The 14,744-nt window shown below is 62.7% G+C and carries 14 protein-coding genes and 1 tRNA gene; 11 read left to right on the forward strand and 4 right to left on the reverse strand.

Annotation, left to right across the window (positions count from 1 at the left end):
* Window positions 1-5: 5 nt before the first annotated feature.
* The 3 genes from RGUI_RS13775 to RGUI_RS13785 all read right to left on the reverse strand — a co-directional run bounded on the left by RGUI_RS13775 (window position 6) and on the right by RGUI_RS13785 (window position 2,410).
* Complete coding sequence (locus RGUI_RS13775) at window positions 6-1,244, reverse strand: aspartate kinase (RefSeq protein ID WP_081533822.1); 1,239 nt, start codon at window positions 1,242-1,244, stop codon at window positions 6-8.
* Window positions 1,245-1,311: 67 nt separating this feature from the next.
* Window positions 1,312-1,977 (reverse strand): SDR family NAD(P)-dependent oxidoreductase, encoded by a 666-nt coding sequence (locus RGUI_RS13780; protein ID WP_081533824.1) that lies wholly within the window; start codon window positions 1,975-1,977, stop codon window positions 1,312-1,314.
* 10 nt (window positions 1,978-1,987) lie between these two features.
* Window positions 1,988-2,410: a DUF1178 family protein gene (locus tag RGUI_RS13785; protein WP_081533826.1), complete on the reverse strand. Its 423-nt coding sequence runs from the start codon at window positions 2,408-2,410 to the stop codon at window positions 1,988-1,990.
* 139 nt (window positions 2,411-2,549) lie between these two features.
* Between RGUI_RS13785 and RGUI_RS13790 the strand changes: the two genes are divergently transcribed.
* The 4 genes from RGUI_RS13790 to RGUI_RS13805 all read left to right on the forward strand — a co-directional run bounded on the left by RGUI_RS13790 (window position 2,550) and on the right by RGUI_RS13805 (window position 4,534).
* Window positions 2,550-3,077 (forward strand): glutathione peroxidase, encoded by a 528-nt coding sequence (locus RGUI_RS13790; protein WP_081533828.1) that lies wholly within the window; start codon window positions 2,550-2,552, stop codon window positions 3,075-3,077.
* A 164-nt stretch (window positions 3,078-3,241) separates the two neighbouring features.
* Window positions 3,242-3,808, forward strand: a complete 567-nt coding sequence (gene thpR, locus RGUI_RS13795; RefSeq protein WP_081533830.1) for an RNA 2',3'-cyclic phosphodiesterase — start codon at window positions 3,242-3,244, stop codon at window positions 3,806-3,808.
* Between the two features lie 27 nt (window positions 3,809-3,835).
* Window positions 3,836-4,321, forward strand: a complete 486-nt coding sequence (locus RGUI_RS21290) for a hypothetical protein (RefSeq protein ID WP_156882972.1) — start codon at window positions 3,836-3,838, stop codon at window positions 4,319-4,321.
* Window positions 4,322-4,458: 137 nt separating this feature from the next.
* Window positions 4,459-4,534: transfer RNA gene (locus RGUI_RS13805), tRNA-Trp, on the forward strand.
* A 109-nt stretch (window positions 4,535-4,643) separates the two neighbouring features.
* On the opposite strand, the gene RGUI_RS13810 is transcribed toward RGUI_RS13805, so the two are convergent.
* Window positions 4,644-6,563 carry a tetratricopeptide repeat-containing sulfotransferase family protein gene (locus RGUI_RS13810; protein ID WP_081533834.1) on the reverse strand — a complete coding sequence of 640 codons (1,920 nt, stop codon included), beginning with the start codon at window positions 6,561-6,563 and terminating at the stop codon, window positions 4,644-4,646.
* Between the two features lie 181 nt (window positions 6,564-6,744).
* Between RGUI_RS13810 and secE the strand changes: the two genes are divergently transcribed.
* From secE to rpoB, 7 genes are all read left to right on the forward strand, one after another.
* Complete coding sequence (gene secE / locus RGUI_RS13815; protein WP_081533836.1) at window positions 6,745-6,942, forward strand: preprotein translocase subunit SecE; 198 nt, start codon at window positions 6,745-6,747, stop codon at window positions 6,940-6,942.
* A gap of 176 nt (window positions 6,943-7,118) precedes the next feature.
* The gene (gene nusG / locus RGUI_RS13820) at window positions 7,119-7,652 is read left to right on the forward strand and encodes a transcription termination/antitermination protein NusG (RefSeq protein WP_081533838.1); all 534 of its coding nucleotides are present in this window, start codon (window positions 7,119-7,121) and stop codon (window positions 7,650-7,652) included.
* A gap of 106 nt (window positions 7,653-7,758) precedes the next feature.
* On the forward strand, window positions 7,759-8,187 hold the full coding sequence (gene rplK, locus RGUI_RS13825) for a 50S ribosomal protein L11 (RefSeq protein ID WP_081533840.1): 429 nt from the start codon (window positions 7,759-7,761) through the stop codon (window positions 8,185-8,187).
* A gap of 5 nt (window positions 8,188-8,192) precedes the next feature.
* The gene (rplA, locus tag RGUI_RS13830) at window positions 8,193-8,891 is read left to right on the forward strand and encodes a 50S ribosomal protein L1 (RefSeq protein ID WP_081533842.1); all 699 of its coding nucleotides are present in this window, start codon (window positions 8,193-8,195) and stop codon (window positions 8,889-8,891) included.
* Window positions 8,892-9,340: 449 nt separating this feature from the next.
* Window positions 9,341-9,859, forward strand: a complete 519-nt coding sequence (gene rplJ, locus RGUI_RS13835; RefSeq protein WP_081533844.1) for a 50S ribosomal protein L10 — start codon at window positions 9,341-9,343, stop codon at window positions 9,857-9,859.
* Window positions 9,860-9,931: 72 nt separating this feature from the next.
* Window positions 9,932-10,312: a 50S ribosomal protein L7/L12 gene (gene rplL, locus RGUI_RS13840; RefSeq protein WP_081533858.1), complete on the forward strand. Its 381-nt coding sequence runs from the start codon at window positions 9,932-9,934 to the stop codon at window positions 10,310-10,312.
* A 247-nt stretch (window positions 10,313-10,559) separates the two neighbouring features.
* Entirely contained in the window at window positions 10,560-14,696 is a 4,137-nt protein-coding gene (gene rpoB, locus RGUI_RS13845) for a DNA-directed RNA polymerase subunit beta (protein ID WP_081533874.1), read from the forward strand.
* Window positions 14,697-14,744: the final 48 nt, after the last annotated feature.

Genomic DNA, 14,744 nt, shown 5'->3' on the forward strand with positions numbered 1-14,744 from the left:
CCGTGTCAGGCTGCGTTTTCCAATTCGAACGCATCATGGAGGGCTTGCACGGCAAGTTCCATATATTTCCGGTCGATCAGTACGGAAATCTTTATCTCCGAGGTTGTGATGACCTTGATGTTTATACCTTCAGCGGCGAGCACCTCGAACATCTTCGATGCAACCCCGGCATGGCTGCGCATGCCAATGCCCACGACCGAAACCTTGGCAACGTCGGTATCGGCCAAGAGATCGTGGAAATTGATGTTGCCGTCTTCCTTGGCCTTGGCCAGCGCGTCTTTCGCGCGGGCCACCTGATTGACCGGGCAGGAAAACGTCATGTCCGTGCGCCCCTCTTCGGAGATATTCTGGACGATCATGTCGACGTTCACGCCGGCCTTTGCCAGAGGTCCGAAGATGGCGGCGGCGATGCCCGGACGGTCGGCGACCGAGATCAGCGTCATCTTCGCCTCGTCGCGCTGGTAAGCGACGCCAGAGACCACATTCTGTTCCATGATTTCCTCCTCGTCACAGACGAGCGTGCCGGAGTTTTCGTCCGTTTCCTCGAAGCTGGACAGCACGCGCAGCTTCACCTTGTAGCGCATCGCCAGTTCGACCGACCGGGTCTGCAGGACCTTCGCGCCGAGACTGGCCAGTTCCAGCATCTCCTCGAAGGCGATCCTGTCAAGCTTGCGTGCCTTGTCCTCGATCCGCGGGTCGGTGGTATAGACCCCGTCCACATCGGTGTAGATGTCGCAGCGGACCGCGTCGAAGGCGGCCGCAAAGGCCACGGCGGTGGTGTCCGATCCACCGCGGCCCAGCGTGGTGATCCGGCCCTCGGGACTGATCCCCTGAAAGCCGGCGACCACTGCGACCTTCATGCCCTCGGCGAATTTCTGGTCGATATTGGCGCGCGGGATATCCTCGATCCGCGCGGCGGAATGGGCAGAGGTCGTCTGCACCGGAACCTGCCAGCCCTGCCAACTGCGCGCCGGCACGTCCATTTCCTGAAGCGTCAGCGCCATCAACCCCGCTGTCACGTTCTCGCCCGAGCTGACGACCGCATCGTATTCGCGCGCGTCGAACAGGGGCGAGGTCTCCTCGACCCAGCCGACCAGTTCGTTGGTCTTGCCAGACATGGCCGAGACGATGACGATCACGTCATAGCCGCGCTCAACCTCGGCCCTGATCTTCTGGGCGGCATTCTTGATGCGGCCCAGATCGGCGACCGAGGTGCCCCCGAATTTCATTACCAGAACCGGCATGGCTCGCCTTGCTGTCCCTTCGTGTGAGTCCGCGATGCTCTAGGGGAACGTCCCGGGAAGGGCAAGCTCAATAGGGGTGCGGGTGTCCGTCCCATGTTTCGAAACAGCCGGTGGTCTCCAGTGTCAGTGCGTCGAACCGGGCGCGCAGCCCCGCCGCGGCTTCTTCCACCCCGATCTGTGCGTGCTGCCCGCCCATATCGGTGCGGACCCATCCGGGATGATAGACGCCAACGGCGATGCCCGCCGATTTCAGGTCCTGCGCCAGGTTGCGCCCAAGGTTCAGAACGGCCGCCTTGGACGCCCGGTAGATGTAGGATCCGCCCGGCGCACGCTCCTGCGACCCCATCATCGAGGAAATGATCGCGATCTTGGGCGCCGCGGCACGTTCGAGGTTCGGCAGCAGAGTCTGGATGGTCAGAAAGACACCCGTGACATTGGTTGCGAACATCTCCGCCCACATCGCGGGCGGATAGCCCGATGGGAGTGTTTCATGCTTGTCCAGATACTGTCCGGCATTGCAGATCAGCAGATCGACCGTCTCGCCCTCCAGCTTGCGGCCAAGGTCCCTTTGCTGTCCGGGGTCGGCCACATCAAGGTACTCCCAACGGACCCCGGCAATATGGGGCGGGTCGTCCGTTCGGGTGGTTCCGATAGGGCTGCACCCCGCCTTGGCGTAGTCCTGCAACAGGCGCAGCCCGATGCCGCGGTTTGCGCCGGTAATCAGCGGTGTCATGGTCCGTGCCTCAGTTGGTTTTGCGCGTCGGCATGAAGGGCAGGGGGGCGACGGGGATGCCGTCCTCGATCAGCCGTTTCGCTTCGTCCAGCCGCGCCTCCCCATGAATCGGGCGTTCTGGGATGGTGCCATCATGCATGTCCCGGGCTTCCTGCGCAAAGCGCAAGCCAACGTAGTCGGAGTTTTCCTCGATCTTTCGCTTGAGCTCGGCAATGGCCTTTTCGGGCGGCGTGACGGCGCCCGGCCTTGGGTCAGGCGCATTCGATGCCTCGGTCGCCACGCTGGGCGTCATGAGGGTCTTGCTCACCTTCGTTCCGGCGCAGACCGCGCATGACACCATGCCGGCGGCCAGAAGCTTGTCGAAGGCATCGGCCGACTGGAACCAGCTTTCGAACCGGTGACCTTCGTCGCAGATGAGCGTGTATCGGATCATGCCAAATGGTTCCGCAAGAACATTAATGAACGACTAACAGGCGACAGGCCGGGTGCAATGTCAACGGCGCTGTGCTTGACCGGAAGCGGGGCCGGTATATCTGCGCGAAAAGAAGCCACAAGCTGCCCAGAGGTTCGACATGCGTCTCCTGCCCGTGCTCGCCACACTCGTGTTCGCTTCGCCCCCGCTGGCGGCAATGGCCGCCCCGAGCTTCGATTTCGCGTCAATCGATGGCGGGGAAATCCGTCTTGACGACTATCGCGGCCATCCCGTTCTGGTGGTCAACACGGCCTCTCGCTGCGGGTTCACCCCGCAATATGACGGTTTGCAGGCCTTGCACGAAAAATACGGCGCGCGTGGCCTTCTGGTGCTGGCCGTCCCTTCCGATGACTTCCGGCAAGAGCTGTCAAGCGAGCAGGCGGTCAAGGATTTCTGCGACGCGAATTTCGGCCTGACCTTGCCCATGACGGAAATCACCCATGTGAAGGGCGACAACGCGCATCCGTTCTACAAGTGGATGAAGGCCGAACACCGTTTCGAACCGGGCTGGAACTTTAACAAGGTCCTTCTGGGGCCCGAGGGTGAGGTCGTGGCGACCTTTGGGTCCTTCACCAAGCCGACATCGAGAAAGCTGACGCGGCCGATCGAGGCGATGCTGGATCAGTGAGCGCGACCCGGCGGTCCATTGTCAGCGGTGCGTGCTGCGTAGGGTGATCGCCGCTGAGGTGATCGACAGGCGGGGCAGGCGGACAGGAGCGAGCCGCTTTCGGTCTTGGTCCGAACGGGCAAGAATGGGCGAAGGCCCCGATTGTTCCGCAAGAGGTTCCAGCCATGATCCGTGCCTTTGCCGCCATTGCGCTTCCCGACAGCGTGCTTGACGCGCTCGCCTGCGCGCAGGCCGAATTGCCGGTCAGCCGCCCGACGCCCGAAGACAACCTGCACCTCACGCTCGTCTTCCTTGGTGACGTACCCGAGGTCAGCCTTGAAGAAGTCCATCTGGCCTTTTCGGCCATCCGGGCGGCGCCGTTCGAACTGGTCCTGTCCGGGATGGGGGTGTTCGGGGGGCGCAAACCGCGGCTTGTCTATGCGGGTGTTGACCACAGCGATCCCCTGATCCACCTGCAGGCCAAGCTGGACCGGGCGGCGCGGTCCGCGGGAATCGAGGTCGAACGGCGCAGGTTCACGCCGCATGTGACCCTTGCCTATCTCAATGCCAAAAGGGACGACCCGCTGCGAATCGAACGCGCAGTTGCTGCGCAGGCGGGTTTTCGAACCGCGCCATTTCGGGTGGAGGGCTTCGGATTATACCAGTCGGAACTCGGCAAAGGCGGCGCACGCTATCGTGAACTCGCGTATTACGCGTTTTCCCCTTCGGAAAGCGCCGTGCCTAAGGCATAATGGCGCCACCACACAAGGGGGGAATTCATGATGGTGTGGACCATTGTGCCGGGGCAGGGCCTCGGGCGTTTGAGATTTGGCATGTCACCGGAAGAGGTCGCCGCATTGCCCGGAATGGGGCGAGCGGGGCATGTGTATCGCGGTCGCGGCAACCGGATCATGGAATACCGCGGTCTCTCGGTTCCGGTTTGCGAATACAGCGGTGGTGCGCTTTGCGCGATCGTCGCTGGTCGTCATGTCGAAGCTGTCGTGTTCGACGGCATCGATCTGTTCGCGGCGGGGCCGCGAGAGGTCTTGCACGGCTTGGAACAGCGGTTCGGCACGGCCCAGCTTTGCCAGGAGCAACTGGTTTTCGCCCCGGCCGGCTTGCGGCTCGGTGGCTATTACGATGCCCATGACCACCGCTTTTTCGAACCGGGCGTCGATTATCATGATGAACGCTTCGTCACCCTGTGCGTCCCGGATCAGGTGGTCGCCCCGTCCGAGCAGAGGGAGGAAGTCAGTCTTCCCTAGGCGGGCCAGTTTCCCCCGCTGCCCGCCCGCGCGTCGCCGCCTTTCGCATGCGGAATGCGTGTTGTCGTGCCGCATCCTCCGATGACATCATCGCCTGTTGACGCTTCCTTCGAAAAAACCTAAGCAGCAACGACCGCAGGGGTGTAGCTCAGTTGGTAGAGCATCGGTCTCCAAAACCGAGGGTCGGGGGTTCGAGTCCCTCCGCCCCTGCCAGTCAATAAAGTCCTGTCATGGAACGTTGGCTCAAGATCGTTACGCGCGCTTTGAAGCTCGGGTGAGCGGACGTTGTGCATGCGCCTGCTCTGCCCGGTTCCGACGCCCCCTATTCGTATCCTTCGAGACAGCCATTTTCGCGCAGGCGGGTCAGCAGCGGTCCAAGATGGGCCTCGTAGCGCCGCCAGGCTTCGTTGCTGCCCTTGTAGATCGGCTTGTGCACCTGCCCGGCCGAGGCCGTGCGGATCGCCCGTGTCGACTTGTGGAAGTCAAGGCAGGCCGGGTCCCAGTCAAGGCCGATTGCGTCGATCAACTGCCGCGTCATCGGCTCGGGCTCGTCGACAAGGCGCTGATAATCCAGTTCGAAGACCCGGCCGGGGAAGCGTTGATGCCAGAAGGCCATCATCTCGTCATGCATCGTGACATATTCGGCGAGATCCAGTTGGTCGTAGGTATAGCTGATCGCGGCGCTGCGGTTCCGGAAGAAGCGCTGATAGCCTGACCAGCAGACCGGGCGCGGATCGCGCCTGAGGTGCACAATCCGCGCCTCGGGCAAGGCGGTCAGGATCGCGCCGATCGTCATGAAGTTGCCGGGCATCTTGTCCGTAAAGAAAGGGCGCTGATCCAGATTTCGCCGCGCGGTGCCGGAGATATAGGACTGCCGGACGCGGGACATGACCTCCGGGGTTGCGCCGAATTCCAGAAGCCGGGCGCCGATCAGGCTGCGGGACAGGGTTTCCAGCTCGCCGCCGGGCAGCACGGCATTGTGGCTTGAGATGATCTGTTCGACAAGCGTGGTGCCCGAACGCGGCATGCCAAGCACGAAGATCGGCACCGACGCGGCCGGTTCTGCGTCGCCAAGGCTCGGCAGATCGCCCCGGAAGATGTCCCTCAGCAATTGGGCCGTCTGCCGCTCCCGGGCGATATCGAAATCAACCTCGGCCCGGCGCAGGCGGTTGGCGGTTTCCAGATGCGCAAAGGCCTCTTCCGTCTCGCCAAGCTTGTCCAGCGCCTTGAACAGCGCAAAGCACAGCATGCTCCGCTCGTTGTCGCTCAGGTTGCCTTCGGCGGCGATGCGGCGCATTTCCTCCAGCCGTGCGCTATCGGGCTGATATCCGGGCACGTTGGCGATGTTGAGATAGGTGCTGAAATAGGTCGGATCGACCACCAATGCCTGTTCATAGGCGTCCCGCGCACCCTCCCTGTCGCCCATGGACATGCGGATCTGCCCAAGCTGGTTCAGCGCGAAACTGTCGGACGGATCAAGCTCAAGGACGGCGCGTGCCGCGCGTTCCGCGGTCTCGGTGTCCTCCATCTGGTAGCTGACATGGCTTTCCTTCATGGAGGGGACCTTGCTGGTCGGATCGATTTGCCGGGCCGCGTCAAAAGCCTCTGCCGCGGCGGCGGGCCGCCCGGCCAGTGTTTCGGTCTCACCCAGTGCGATGCGGTGGACCATCTGGCCGGGGTCCAGGTCGGCAGCGGCGCGGAACCGTTCGGCGGCGGCGTCGAAGTCGTCGAGGTCCAGAAGCGTCAAACCCAGTTGCGACAGGATGTCGACGCGCTTGGGCGCAAGGCGATGCGCGGTCTCAAACGCGGCGCGCGCTTCTTCGTGCCGCTTCTGGGCGCGCAGGACCCCGCCAAGGTTGAACGCCGCATCGGCATTGTCGGGGGCGAGTGCCAGAACCCGCGCAAACCACTGTTCCGCATCGGCGTGATCGCCACCGCTGGCTTTCGCCGCCCCGGCGATCAGTATCAGCGGAATGCAGTCGGGGAACAGCGCCAGCAGAGGCTGGGCGCGGCGGAACGCCTCGTCATACTGACCGTCCGTGAAAAGCCGGCGAAGATTGTCGAGGTCGGCCTGCGTCGGGGCGGCGTATTTCGCACGCAGCTTGTTCAGCCCGTCCCGTGCGCGGCGATTGGCCGGTTTCTCCATCAGGACGGACATGAACAGAAGCGCGGCGGTGGGCGCCTCACCTTGACGCGATAGGCGCTCGGCATGTGAAATCGTGGTGCTGACGGACTGGGCCATGACGGGATCATCCAGGGCTGGGGCAGAAAAACTGAATGCCAGCAGTAGGCCCGTGGGATAAAGTTAGGGTTAACCGCGCTGCGCCCGGGACCCCGGATACGCAGCATCGTGCCGCTGCCCTTGCAAAGCCCGGGCCCACAGCGTATTTCACCGCCGTCGAAGAGAAGGATCGGAACGGAAGATGGCCATAACCAACCCGCTGAAGTTCATCCAGCAGACCCGTGGGGAAATCTCCAAGGTGGTCTGGCCGACCCGGCGGGAGGTTCTTCTGACCACGGTCATGGTGCTCGTCATGGCGACGCTCACCGCGATCTTCTTCTTCTTCGTTGACTTGCTGATCCGCACCGGCCTGCAGCTTGTTCTTGGGGTTTTCGGCTGACCGGCGCGTCTTTTGCCGGACCCCGCACTTGAAACGGTGATGCGGGCGCTGTAAGGCGAACGCCACCCCGACAGCGGCGTGCATCGATTCGGCATGCGCGCTGCTTTTTGTTCGGGGCAGGCTGAATTCACGCAGACGTCCGGCACCGGGCCGGAGAGGACGAGGTAACAGGCGACATGGCAAAGCGATGGTATTCGGTGAGCGTGCTCTCGAATTTCGAGAAGAAGGTCGCCGAACAGATCAGGCAAGCCGTGATCGACGCCGGCCTTGAGGACGAGATCGAAGAGGTTCTTGTTCCCACCGAAGAGGTGATCGAGGTGCGCCGCGGCAAGAAGGTGACGGCGGAACGGCGTTTCATGCCGGGCTATGTCCTCGTCCGGATGGAGATGACCGACAAGGGCTATCACATCGTCACCTCAATCAACCGCGTGACGGGCTTCCTCGGCCCGCAGGGCAAGCCGATGCCGATGCGCGATGAAGAGGTGAACCAGATCCTCAATCGCATCGAGGAAGGCGATACCCAGCCGCGGTCGACCATCACCTACGAGGTGGGCGAGCAGGTCAACGTGACCGACGGCCCGTTCGAGGGCTTCGCCGGCATGGTCGAGGAAGTGGACGACGAACACCAGCGCCTGAAGGTGACGGTGTCGATCTTTGGCCGGGCAACCCCGGTCGAACTGGAATTCACGCAGGTTTCGAAAGAAGCCTGACGTGGAGCGTTGTGGGAGGCAGGCGGGCGCGCCCGTCATGCCGGACCACTAAACCGATGCGCCGCCCTCGCGTGGGTTGGCGCGGTGACAAGAAGGAGATGGCCAGATGGCCAAGAAACTCGTGGGCAGCATGAAGCTGCAGGTGCCCGCCGGTCAGGCGAATCCCAGCCCGCCCGTGGGCCCGGCGCTGGGTCAGCGCGGCATCAACATCATGGAATTCTGCAAGGCGTTCAACGCCAAGACGCAGGATATGGAGCCGGGTGCGCCCTGCCCGACCGTGATCACCTACTACCAGGACAAGTCCTTCACCATGGATATCAAGACGCCGCCCGCGTCTTACTATCTGCGGAAGGCGGCCAAGCTGAAATCCGGCGCCAACAATCCGGGGCGTGAGACCGTGGGCAGCGTCACCGTCGCTCAGGTCAAGGAGATCGCCGAGGCGAAGATGAAGGATCTGAACGCCAACGATATCGAGGCGGCGATGCAGATCATCCTGGGGTCGGCCCGCTCGATGGGCATCGAGGTGAAAGGGTAAGCGCGATGGCAAAGCACGGAAAACGTACCCGCGCCGCGCGCGAGGCTGTCGCCGGCAAGGAGAACATGACGGTCGAGGAGGCGGTCGCGCTGGTCAAATCCAATGCGACGGCCAAGTTTGACGAAACCGTCGAGATCGCGATGAACCTCGGCGTTGATCCCCGCCATGCGGATCAGATGGTCCGCGGTGTGGTGACCCTGCCCAACGGCACCGGCAAGACGGTTCGCGTGGCGGTGTTCGCCCGCGGTCCCAAGGCGGAAGAGGCACAGGCCGCCGGGGCCGATATCGTCGGTGCCGAGGACCTGATGGAAACCATCCAGGGCGGCAAGATCGAGTTCGATCGTTGCATCGCAACCCCGGACATGATGCCGATCGTCGGTCGTCTGGGCAAGATCCTCGGCCCGCGCAACCTGATGCCGAACCCCAAGGTCGGCACGGTCACGATGGACGTCAAGGCGGCCGTCGAGGCGGCAAAGGGCGGTGAGGTTCAGTTCAAGGCTGAGAAGGCCGGCGTCGTTCATGCCGGTGTTGGCAAGGCGTCCTTTGACGAGGCGAAGCTGGTCGAAAACGTCCGCGCTTTCGTGGATGCGGTGAACAAGGCCAAGCCCTCGGGCGCCAAGGGCACCTACATGCAGAAGGTGTGCCTGAGCTCGACGATGGGCCCGGGTGTCACTGTCGACGTGGCATCGGCCACCGGCAACTGAGACAGCCCGGCGGACGGGTTTGGAAAACGGCGGGGCAGGTCCCGCCGTTTTCGCTTTTGATCCGATACGCTTTCGGGTCAGTCGCGCGTTGGGGCGTAGACTTTTCCCTGCGACGCGGCCCCAAATGGCATGAAGTGTATCTCCGGATGCAATTCACGCTCTGGATGTGTTTTTTCTCTAAACCACCCCTTCACATCTGTGGAAAAAGCGACTAACAGAACCTTCCGTCAGAGCGCTGACCGGTGGTTGGCGCTCTGATGATTCGTCCGAGACGGTGGGTGTCGCAAGGCATAATTCCTGCCCGAGACGGGAACATGACCAATTCTCTTCGGGGCCGTTCCGGCCTTCGAGGGCGATTTTGCGAAGGACCCGTGCGGACCGTGTTGTCGGCGTTTGTCGGCAAGAACTGAGCCGGAGGGGTCCGCCCCTCCACTACTTGGAGTAATACTGTGGATAGAGCCCAGAAAGAGAAAGTGGTCGAGGAACTCGGCCAAATCTTCGAAAGCTCTGGCGTCGTCGTGGTTGCACACTACGCGGGTCTCACGGTTGCCGAGATGCAGGACCTGCGCGCGCGCATGCGCGAGGCGGGTGGGTCCGTTCGCGTCGCCAAGAACAGGCTCGCCAAGATCGCCCTTGAAGGTAAGCCCTGCGCAAGCATTGCCGACCTTCTGACGGGCATGACCGTACTCTCCTATTCCGAAGACCCCGTGGCGGCAGCCAAGGTCGCGGAAGCCTATGCCAAGGACAATCAGAAGTTCGAGATCCTTGGTGGTGCGATGGGAGAGACGGCCCTGGACCGGGCCGGTGTCAAGGCAGTGTCCGATATGCCGTCGCGCGAGGAGCTTATCGCCTCCATCGTCGGCTGCATCGGTGCACCCGCCAGCAACATCGCCGGCGCCATTGGCGCACCTGCTTCGAATATCGCGAGCATCCTCTCGACCATCGAGGAGCGTGCGGAAGCCGCTTGAGCAACATGTGATCCCGCGTGAGCTGCAATTGCGTCGCGTTGGAACAGGAAATGTGAAAGAACGGAACAGAAAATGGCTGATCTGAAGAAACTTGCCGAAGAGATCGTGGGTCTGACCCTGCTCGAAGCTCAGGAACTGAAAACCATCCTGAAAGACGAATACGGCATCGAGCCCGCCGCTGGCGGCGCCGTGATGATGGCTGGCCCCGCCGCTGGTGGCGAAGCTGCCGCTGCCGAAGAGAAGACCGAATTCGACGTGATCCTCAAAGCCGCTGGCGACAAGAAGATCAACGTCATCAAGGAAGTCCGCGCCATCACCGGTCTTGGCCTGAAAGAAGCCAAGGAACTGGTCGAGGCCGGCGGCAAGGCCGTCAAGGAGCAGGTCTCCAAGGACGAAGCCGAAGAGATCAAGAAGAAGCTCGAAGAGGCTGGCGCCGAGGTCGAGCTCAAGTAATCGGGGTGCGGGCCACTGGCCCGCGACCTGCAAGTGCAAGGCTGGGTCCGGGCAATCCGGGCCCGGCCGAACCTGTCTTGAAAATGGCTTGATGCCTCAAGTCCTTTTCAAGGTGCGGTTCGAGGTTCGGGAGCGGCCGGTGGGACGGCCCGCAGGAATGGAACCTCCCCCCTTGTTTCGTGAGCGGTGCATCGCCGGGGCCCGACGGCAGGACGCAACCGCGACAGACGAAAGGTGAGACCACAAGATGGCGCAAACCCACATTGGCCAGAAGCGTATCCGCAGATATTATGGCAAGATCCGCGAAGTGCTGGATATGCCGAACCTCATTGAGGTCCAGAAATCTTCCTATGACCTGTTCCTGAATTCCGGCGATGGCCCGGCGCCCGCAGATGGCGAAGGCATCCAGGGCGTGTTCCAGTCGGTCTTCCCGATCAAGGATTTCAACGAGACCGCGGTTCTGGAATTCGTCCGTTACGAACTGGAACGGCCGAAATACGACGTTGAGGAATGCCAGCAGCGCGACATGACCTATTCCGCGCCGCTGAAGGTCACGCTGCGCCTGATCGTGTTCGATGTCGACGAGGATACCGGTGCGAAATCGGTGAAGGACATCAAGGAGCAGGACGTGTTCATGGGCGACATGCCGCTCATGACGCAGAACGGCACCTTCATCGTCAACGGGACGGAGCGGGTGATCGTCTCCCAGATGCACCGCTCCCCGGGTGTGTTCTTCGACCACGACAAGGGCAAGACGCATTCGTCGGGCAAACTGCTGTTTGCCTGCCGGATCATTCCCTATCGCGGGTCGTGGCTGGATTTCGAGTTCGACGCCAAGGATATCGTCTTCGCCCGCATCGACCGGCGCCGGAAACTGCCGGTGACGACGCTGCTGTATTCCCTCGGTCTCGATCAGGAAGGCATCATGGATGCCTATTACGAAACGGTCGAGTTCAAGCTGGAAAAGAACCGCGGCTGGGTCACCCGGTTCTTCCCCGAGCGTGTGCGCGGCACGCGCCCGACCTACGATCTTGTCGATGCCGGCACGGGCGAGGTGATCTGTAAGGCCGGTGACAAGGTCACGCCGCGGCAGGTCAAGAAGCTGATCGAGGAAGGCAACGTCACCGAATTGCTGGTGCCGTTCGACCATATCGTCGGCCGTTACGTCGCCAAGGATATCATCAACGAGGAAACCGGCGCGATCTATGTCGAGGCCGGGGATGAACTGACCTGGGACGTGGACAAGGATGGCGAGGTCACCGGCGGTACGCTGAAGGATCTGCTGGATGCCGGCGTCACCGAGATCCCAGTGCTCGACATCGATAACATCAATGTCGGCCCCTACATCCGCAACACCATGGCGCAGGACAAGAACATGAGTCGGGAAACCGCGCTCATGGACATCTACCGCGTCATGCGCCCGGGCGAGCCGCCCACCGTCGAGGCCGCGACCGCGCTGTTTGACTCGCTGTTCTTCGACAGCGAGCGCTATGACCTTTCCGCCGTCGGCCGGGTGAAGATGAACATGCGACTTGCCCTCGACGCGCCCGACACCCAGCGGACGCTGCGCAAGGAAGACATCATCTCCTGCATCAAGGCGCTGGTGGAGCTGCGCGACGGCAAGGGTGAGGTCGACGATATCGACCACCTCGGCAACCGCCGGGTGCGCTCGGTCGGCGAGCTGATGGAGAACCAGTACCGCGTCGGCTTGCTGCGGATGGAACGCGCGATCAAGGAACGCATGTCGTCGGTCGAAATCGACACGGTGATGCCGCAGGACCTTATCAATGCGAAACCGGCCGCGGCCGCGGTGCGCGAATTCTTCGGCTCCTCACAGCTGTCGCAGTTCATGGACCAGACCAACCCGCTGTCGGAAGTCACCCACAAACGCCGTCTGTCGGCGCTTGGCCCGGGCGGTCTGACGCGGGAGCGTGCGGGCTTTGAAGTCCGCGACGTGCACCCGACGCATTACGGCCGCATGTGCCCGATCGAAACGCCGGAAGGTCCGAACATCGGCCTGATCAACTCTCTGGCGACCTTTGCGCGTGTCAACAAGTACGGCTTCATCGAAACGCCCTATCGCATGGTCAAGGACGGGCAGGTGACCGACGAGGTCCACTACATGTCTGCGACCGAGGAAATGCGGCACACCGTGGCCCAGGCCAACGCGCATCTTGATGCCGAGGGCCGGTTCGAGAACGAACTGGTGAACACCCGCCAGGCGGGTGAATACACCATGGCACCGCGCGAAAGCGTGGACCTGATCGACGTGTCGCCGAAACAGTTGGTGTCGGTCGCGGCCTCGCTGATCCCGTTCCTTGAAAATGACGACGCCAACCGCGCACTTATGGGCTCGAACATGCAGCGGCAGGCCGTGCCTCTGCTGCAGGCCGACGCGCCGTTTGTCGGGACCGGCATCGAACGGGTCGTCGCGCAGGATTCCGGCGCCGCGATCATGGCGAAACGCGGCGGCATCATCGACCAGGTAGATGCACAGCGGATCGTGATCCGGGCAACCGAGGATCTGGAACCCGGCGATCCCGGCGTGGACATCTACCGCCTGCGGAAGTTCCAGCGTTCCAACCAGAACACCTGCATCAACCAGAAACCTCTGGTGAAGGTGGGCGACACGGTGATCAAGGGTGAGGTCGTCGCCGACGGCCCCTCCACGGATATGGGTGAGCTTGCGCTCGGCAAGAACGTGATCGTCGCGTTCATGCCGTGGAACGGCTACAACTATGAAGACTCGATCCTGATCTCGGAACGCATCGCACGCGATGACGTCTTCACCTCGATCCATATCGAGGAATTCGAGGTTGCGGCCCGCGACACCAAGCTCGGGCCGGAAGAGATCACCCGCGACATCCCGAACGTGGGCGAGGAAGCGCTGCGCAACCTCGACGAGGCGGGGATCGTCTATATCGGCGCCGAAGTGGGGCCGGGCGACATCCTTGTCGGCAAGATCACCCCCAAGGGCGAAAGCCCGATGACGCCGGAGGAGAAACTCCTGCGCGCGATCTTCGGTGAAAAGGCGTCGGATGTGCGCGATACCTCGCTGCGGCTGCCGCCGGGCGATTTCGGCACCGTCGTCGAGGTCCGGGTGTTCAACCGCCACGGCGTCGACAAGGATGAACGCGCCCTGCAGATCGAGCGGGAAGAGGTCGAACGCCTTGCCCGCGACCGGGACGACGAACAGGCGATCCTGGAGCGCAACATCTATGCCCGTCTGAAGTCGATGATCCTTGGCAAGGTTGCCGTGAAGGGGCCGAAGGGCGTGAGCCCGGGCTCGACCATCGATGAGGCCCTTCTGGACGGCCTGTCCAAGGGCCAGTGGTGGCAGCTTGCGCTGGAGAACGAGGAAGACGCCGGACAGGTCGAGGCCCTGAACGCGCAGTTCGAGGCGCAGAAGCGTGCGCTGGAACACCGCTTCGAGGACAAGGTCGAGAAGGTGCGCCGGGGCGACGACCTGCCGCCGGGCGTGATGAAGATGGTCAAGGTCTTCATCGCGGTCAAACGGAAGCTGCAGCCGGGCGACAAGATGGCCGGGCGGCACGGCAACAAGGGTGTGATCTCCCGCGTTGTTCCGATGGAGGACATGCCGTTCCTGCAGGACGGCACGCCGGTCGATCTGGTGCTGAACCCGCTGGGCGTGCCCTCGCGGATGAACGTGGGCCAGATCCTCGAAACCCATATGGGCTGGGCCGCGCGTGGTCTGGGGCTCAAGATCGACGACGCGCTGGGCGAATACAAGCGCTCCGGCGATCTGACCCCGGTGCGCGAGGCGATGCGCCTGGCCTATGGTGACGAGGTCTACGAGTCCGTCATTGCCGGTATGGATGAGGGTCAGGTGGTTGAATCCGCCTCGACCGTGACCCGCGGTGTGCCGATCGCGACCCCCGTTTTCGACGGGGCGAAGGAACCGGACGTGAACGATGCGCTGATCCGCGCGGGCTTCAGCCAGTCGGGCCAGTCCGTCGTGTATGACGGCCGCACGGGCGAGCAGTTCGCGCGCCCCGTCACCGTCGGCGTCAAGTACCTGCTGAAGCTGCACCACCTTGTGGACGACAAGATCCACGCGCGCTCGACCGGGCCGTACAGTCTTGTCACGCAGCAGCCGCTGGGCGGCAAGGCCCAGTTCGGCGGTCAGCGCTTCGGCGAGATGGAGGTCTGGGCCTTGGAAGCCTATGGCGCCGCCTACACCCTGCAAGAGATGCTGACGGTGAAGTCGGACGACGTGGCGGGCCGGACCAAGGTGTACGAGTCGATCGTCAAGGGTGAGGACAATTTCGAGGCCGGCGTGCCGGAGAGCTTCAACGTTCTGGTGAAGGAAGTCCGCGGCCTCGGGCTCAACATGGAACTCCTGGATGCGGAGGAAGACGAATAGGGGCCGCCTGACCGGCCCCACCTTCCCCGCACCCATCCAAGGATCGAG

This window comes from Rhodovulum sp. P5 (assembly GCF_002079305.1).
Taxonomy (GTDB): Bacteria; Pseudomonadota; Alphaproteobacteria; order Rhodobacterales; family Rhodobacteraceae; genus Rhodovulum.

Coding starts and splice junctions, on each gene's coding strand:
- secE (WP_081533836.1), top strand. CDS start 6,745: ATGGCCATAACCAACCCGCTGAAGTTCATCCAGCAGACCCGTGGGGAA.
- RGUI_RS13790 (WP_081533828.1), top strand. CDS start 2,550: ATGCGTCTCCTGCCCGTGCTCGCCACACTCGTGTTCGCTTCGCCCCCG.
- rpoB (WP_081533874.1), top strand. CDS start 10,560: ATGGCGCAAACCCACATTGGCCAGAAGCGTATCCGCAGATATTATGGC.
- rplA (WP_081533842.1), top strand. CDS start 8,193: ATGGCAAAGCACGGAAAACGTACCCGCGCCGCGCGCGAGGCTGTCGCC.
- rplL (WP_081533858.1), top strand. CDS start 9,932: ATGGCTGATCTGAAGAAACTTGCCGAAGAGATCGTGGGTCTGACCCTG.
- rplK (WP_081533840.1), top strand. CDS start 7,759: ATGGCCAAGAAACTCGTGGGCAGCATGAAGCTGCAGGTGCCCGCCGGT.
- RGUI_RS13780 (WP_081533824.1), bottom strand. CDS start 1,977: ATGACACCGCTGATTACCGGCGCAAACCGCGGCATCGGGCTGCGCCTG.
- RGUI_RS21290 (WP_156882972.1), top strand. CDS start 3,836: ATGATGGTGTGGACCATTGTGCCGGGGCAGGGCCTCGGGCGTTTGAGA.
- RGUI_RS13785 (WP_081533826.1), bottom strand. CDS start 2,410: ATGATCCGATACACGCTCATCTGCGACGAAGGTCACCGGTTCGAAAGC.
- RGUI_RS13775 (WP_081533822.1), bottom strand. CDS start 1,244: ATGCCGGTTCTGGTAATGAAATTCGGGGGCACCTCGGTCGCCGATCTG.
- nusG (WP_081533838.1), top strand. CDS start 7,119: ATGGCAAAGCGATGGTATTCGGTGAGCGTGCTCTCGAATTTCGAGAAG.
- thpR (WP_081533830.1), top strand. CDS start 3,242: ATGATCCGTGCCTTTGCCGCCATTGCGCTTCCCGACAGCGTGCTTGAC.
- RGUI_RS13810 (WP_081533834.1), bottom strand. CDS start 6,563: ATGGCCCAGTCCGTCAGCACCACGATTTCACATGCCGAGCGCCTATCG.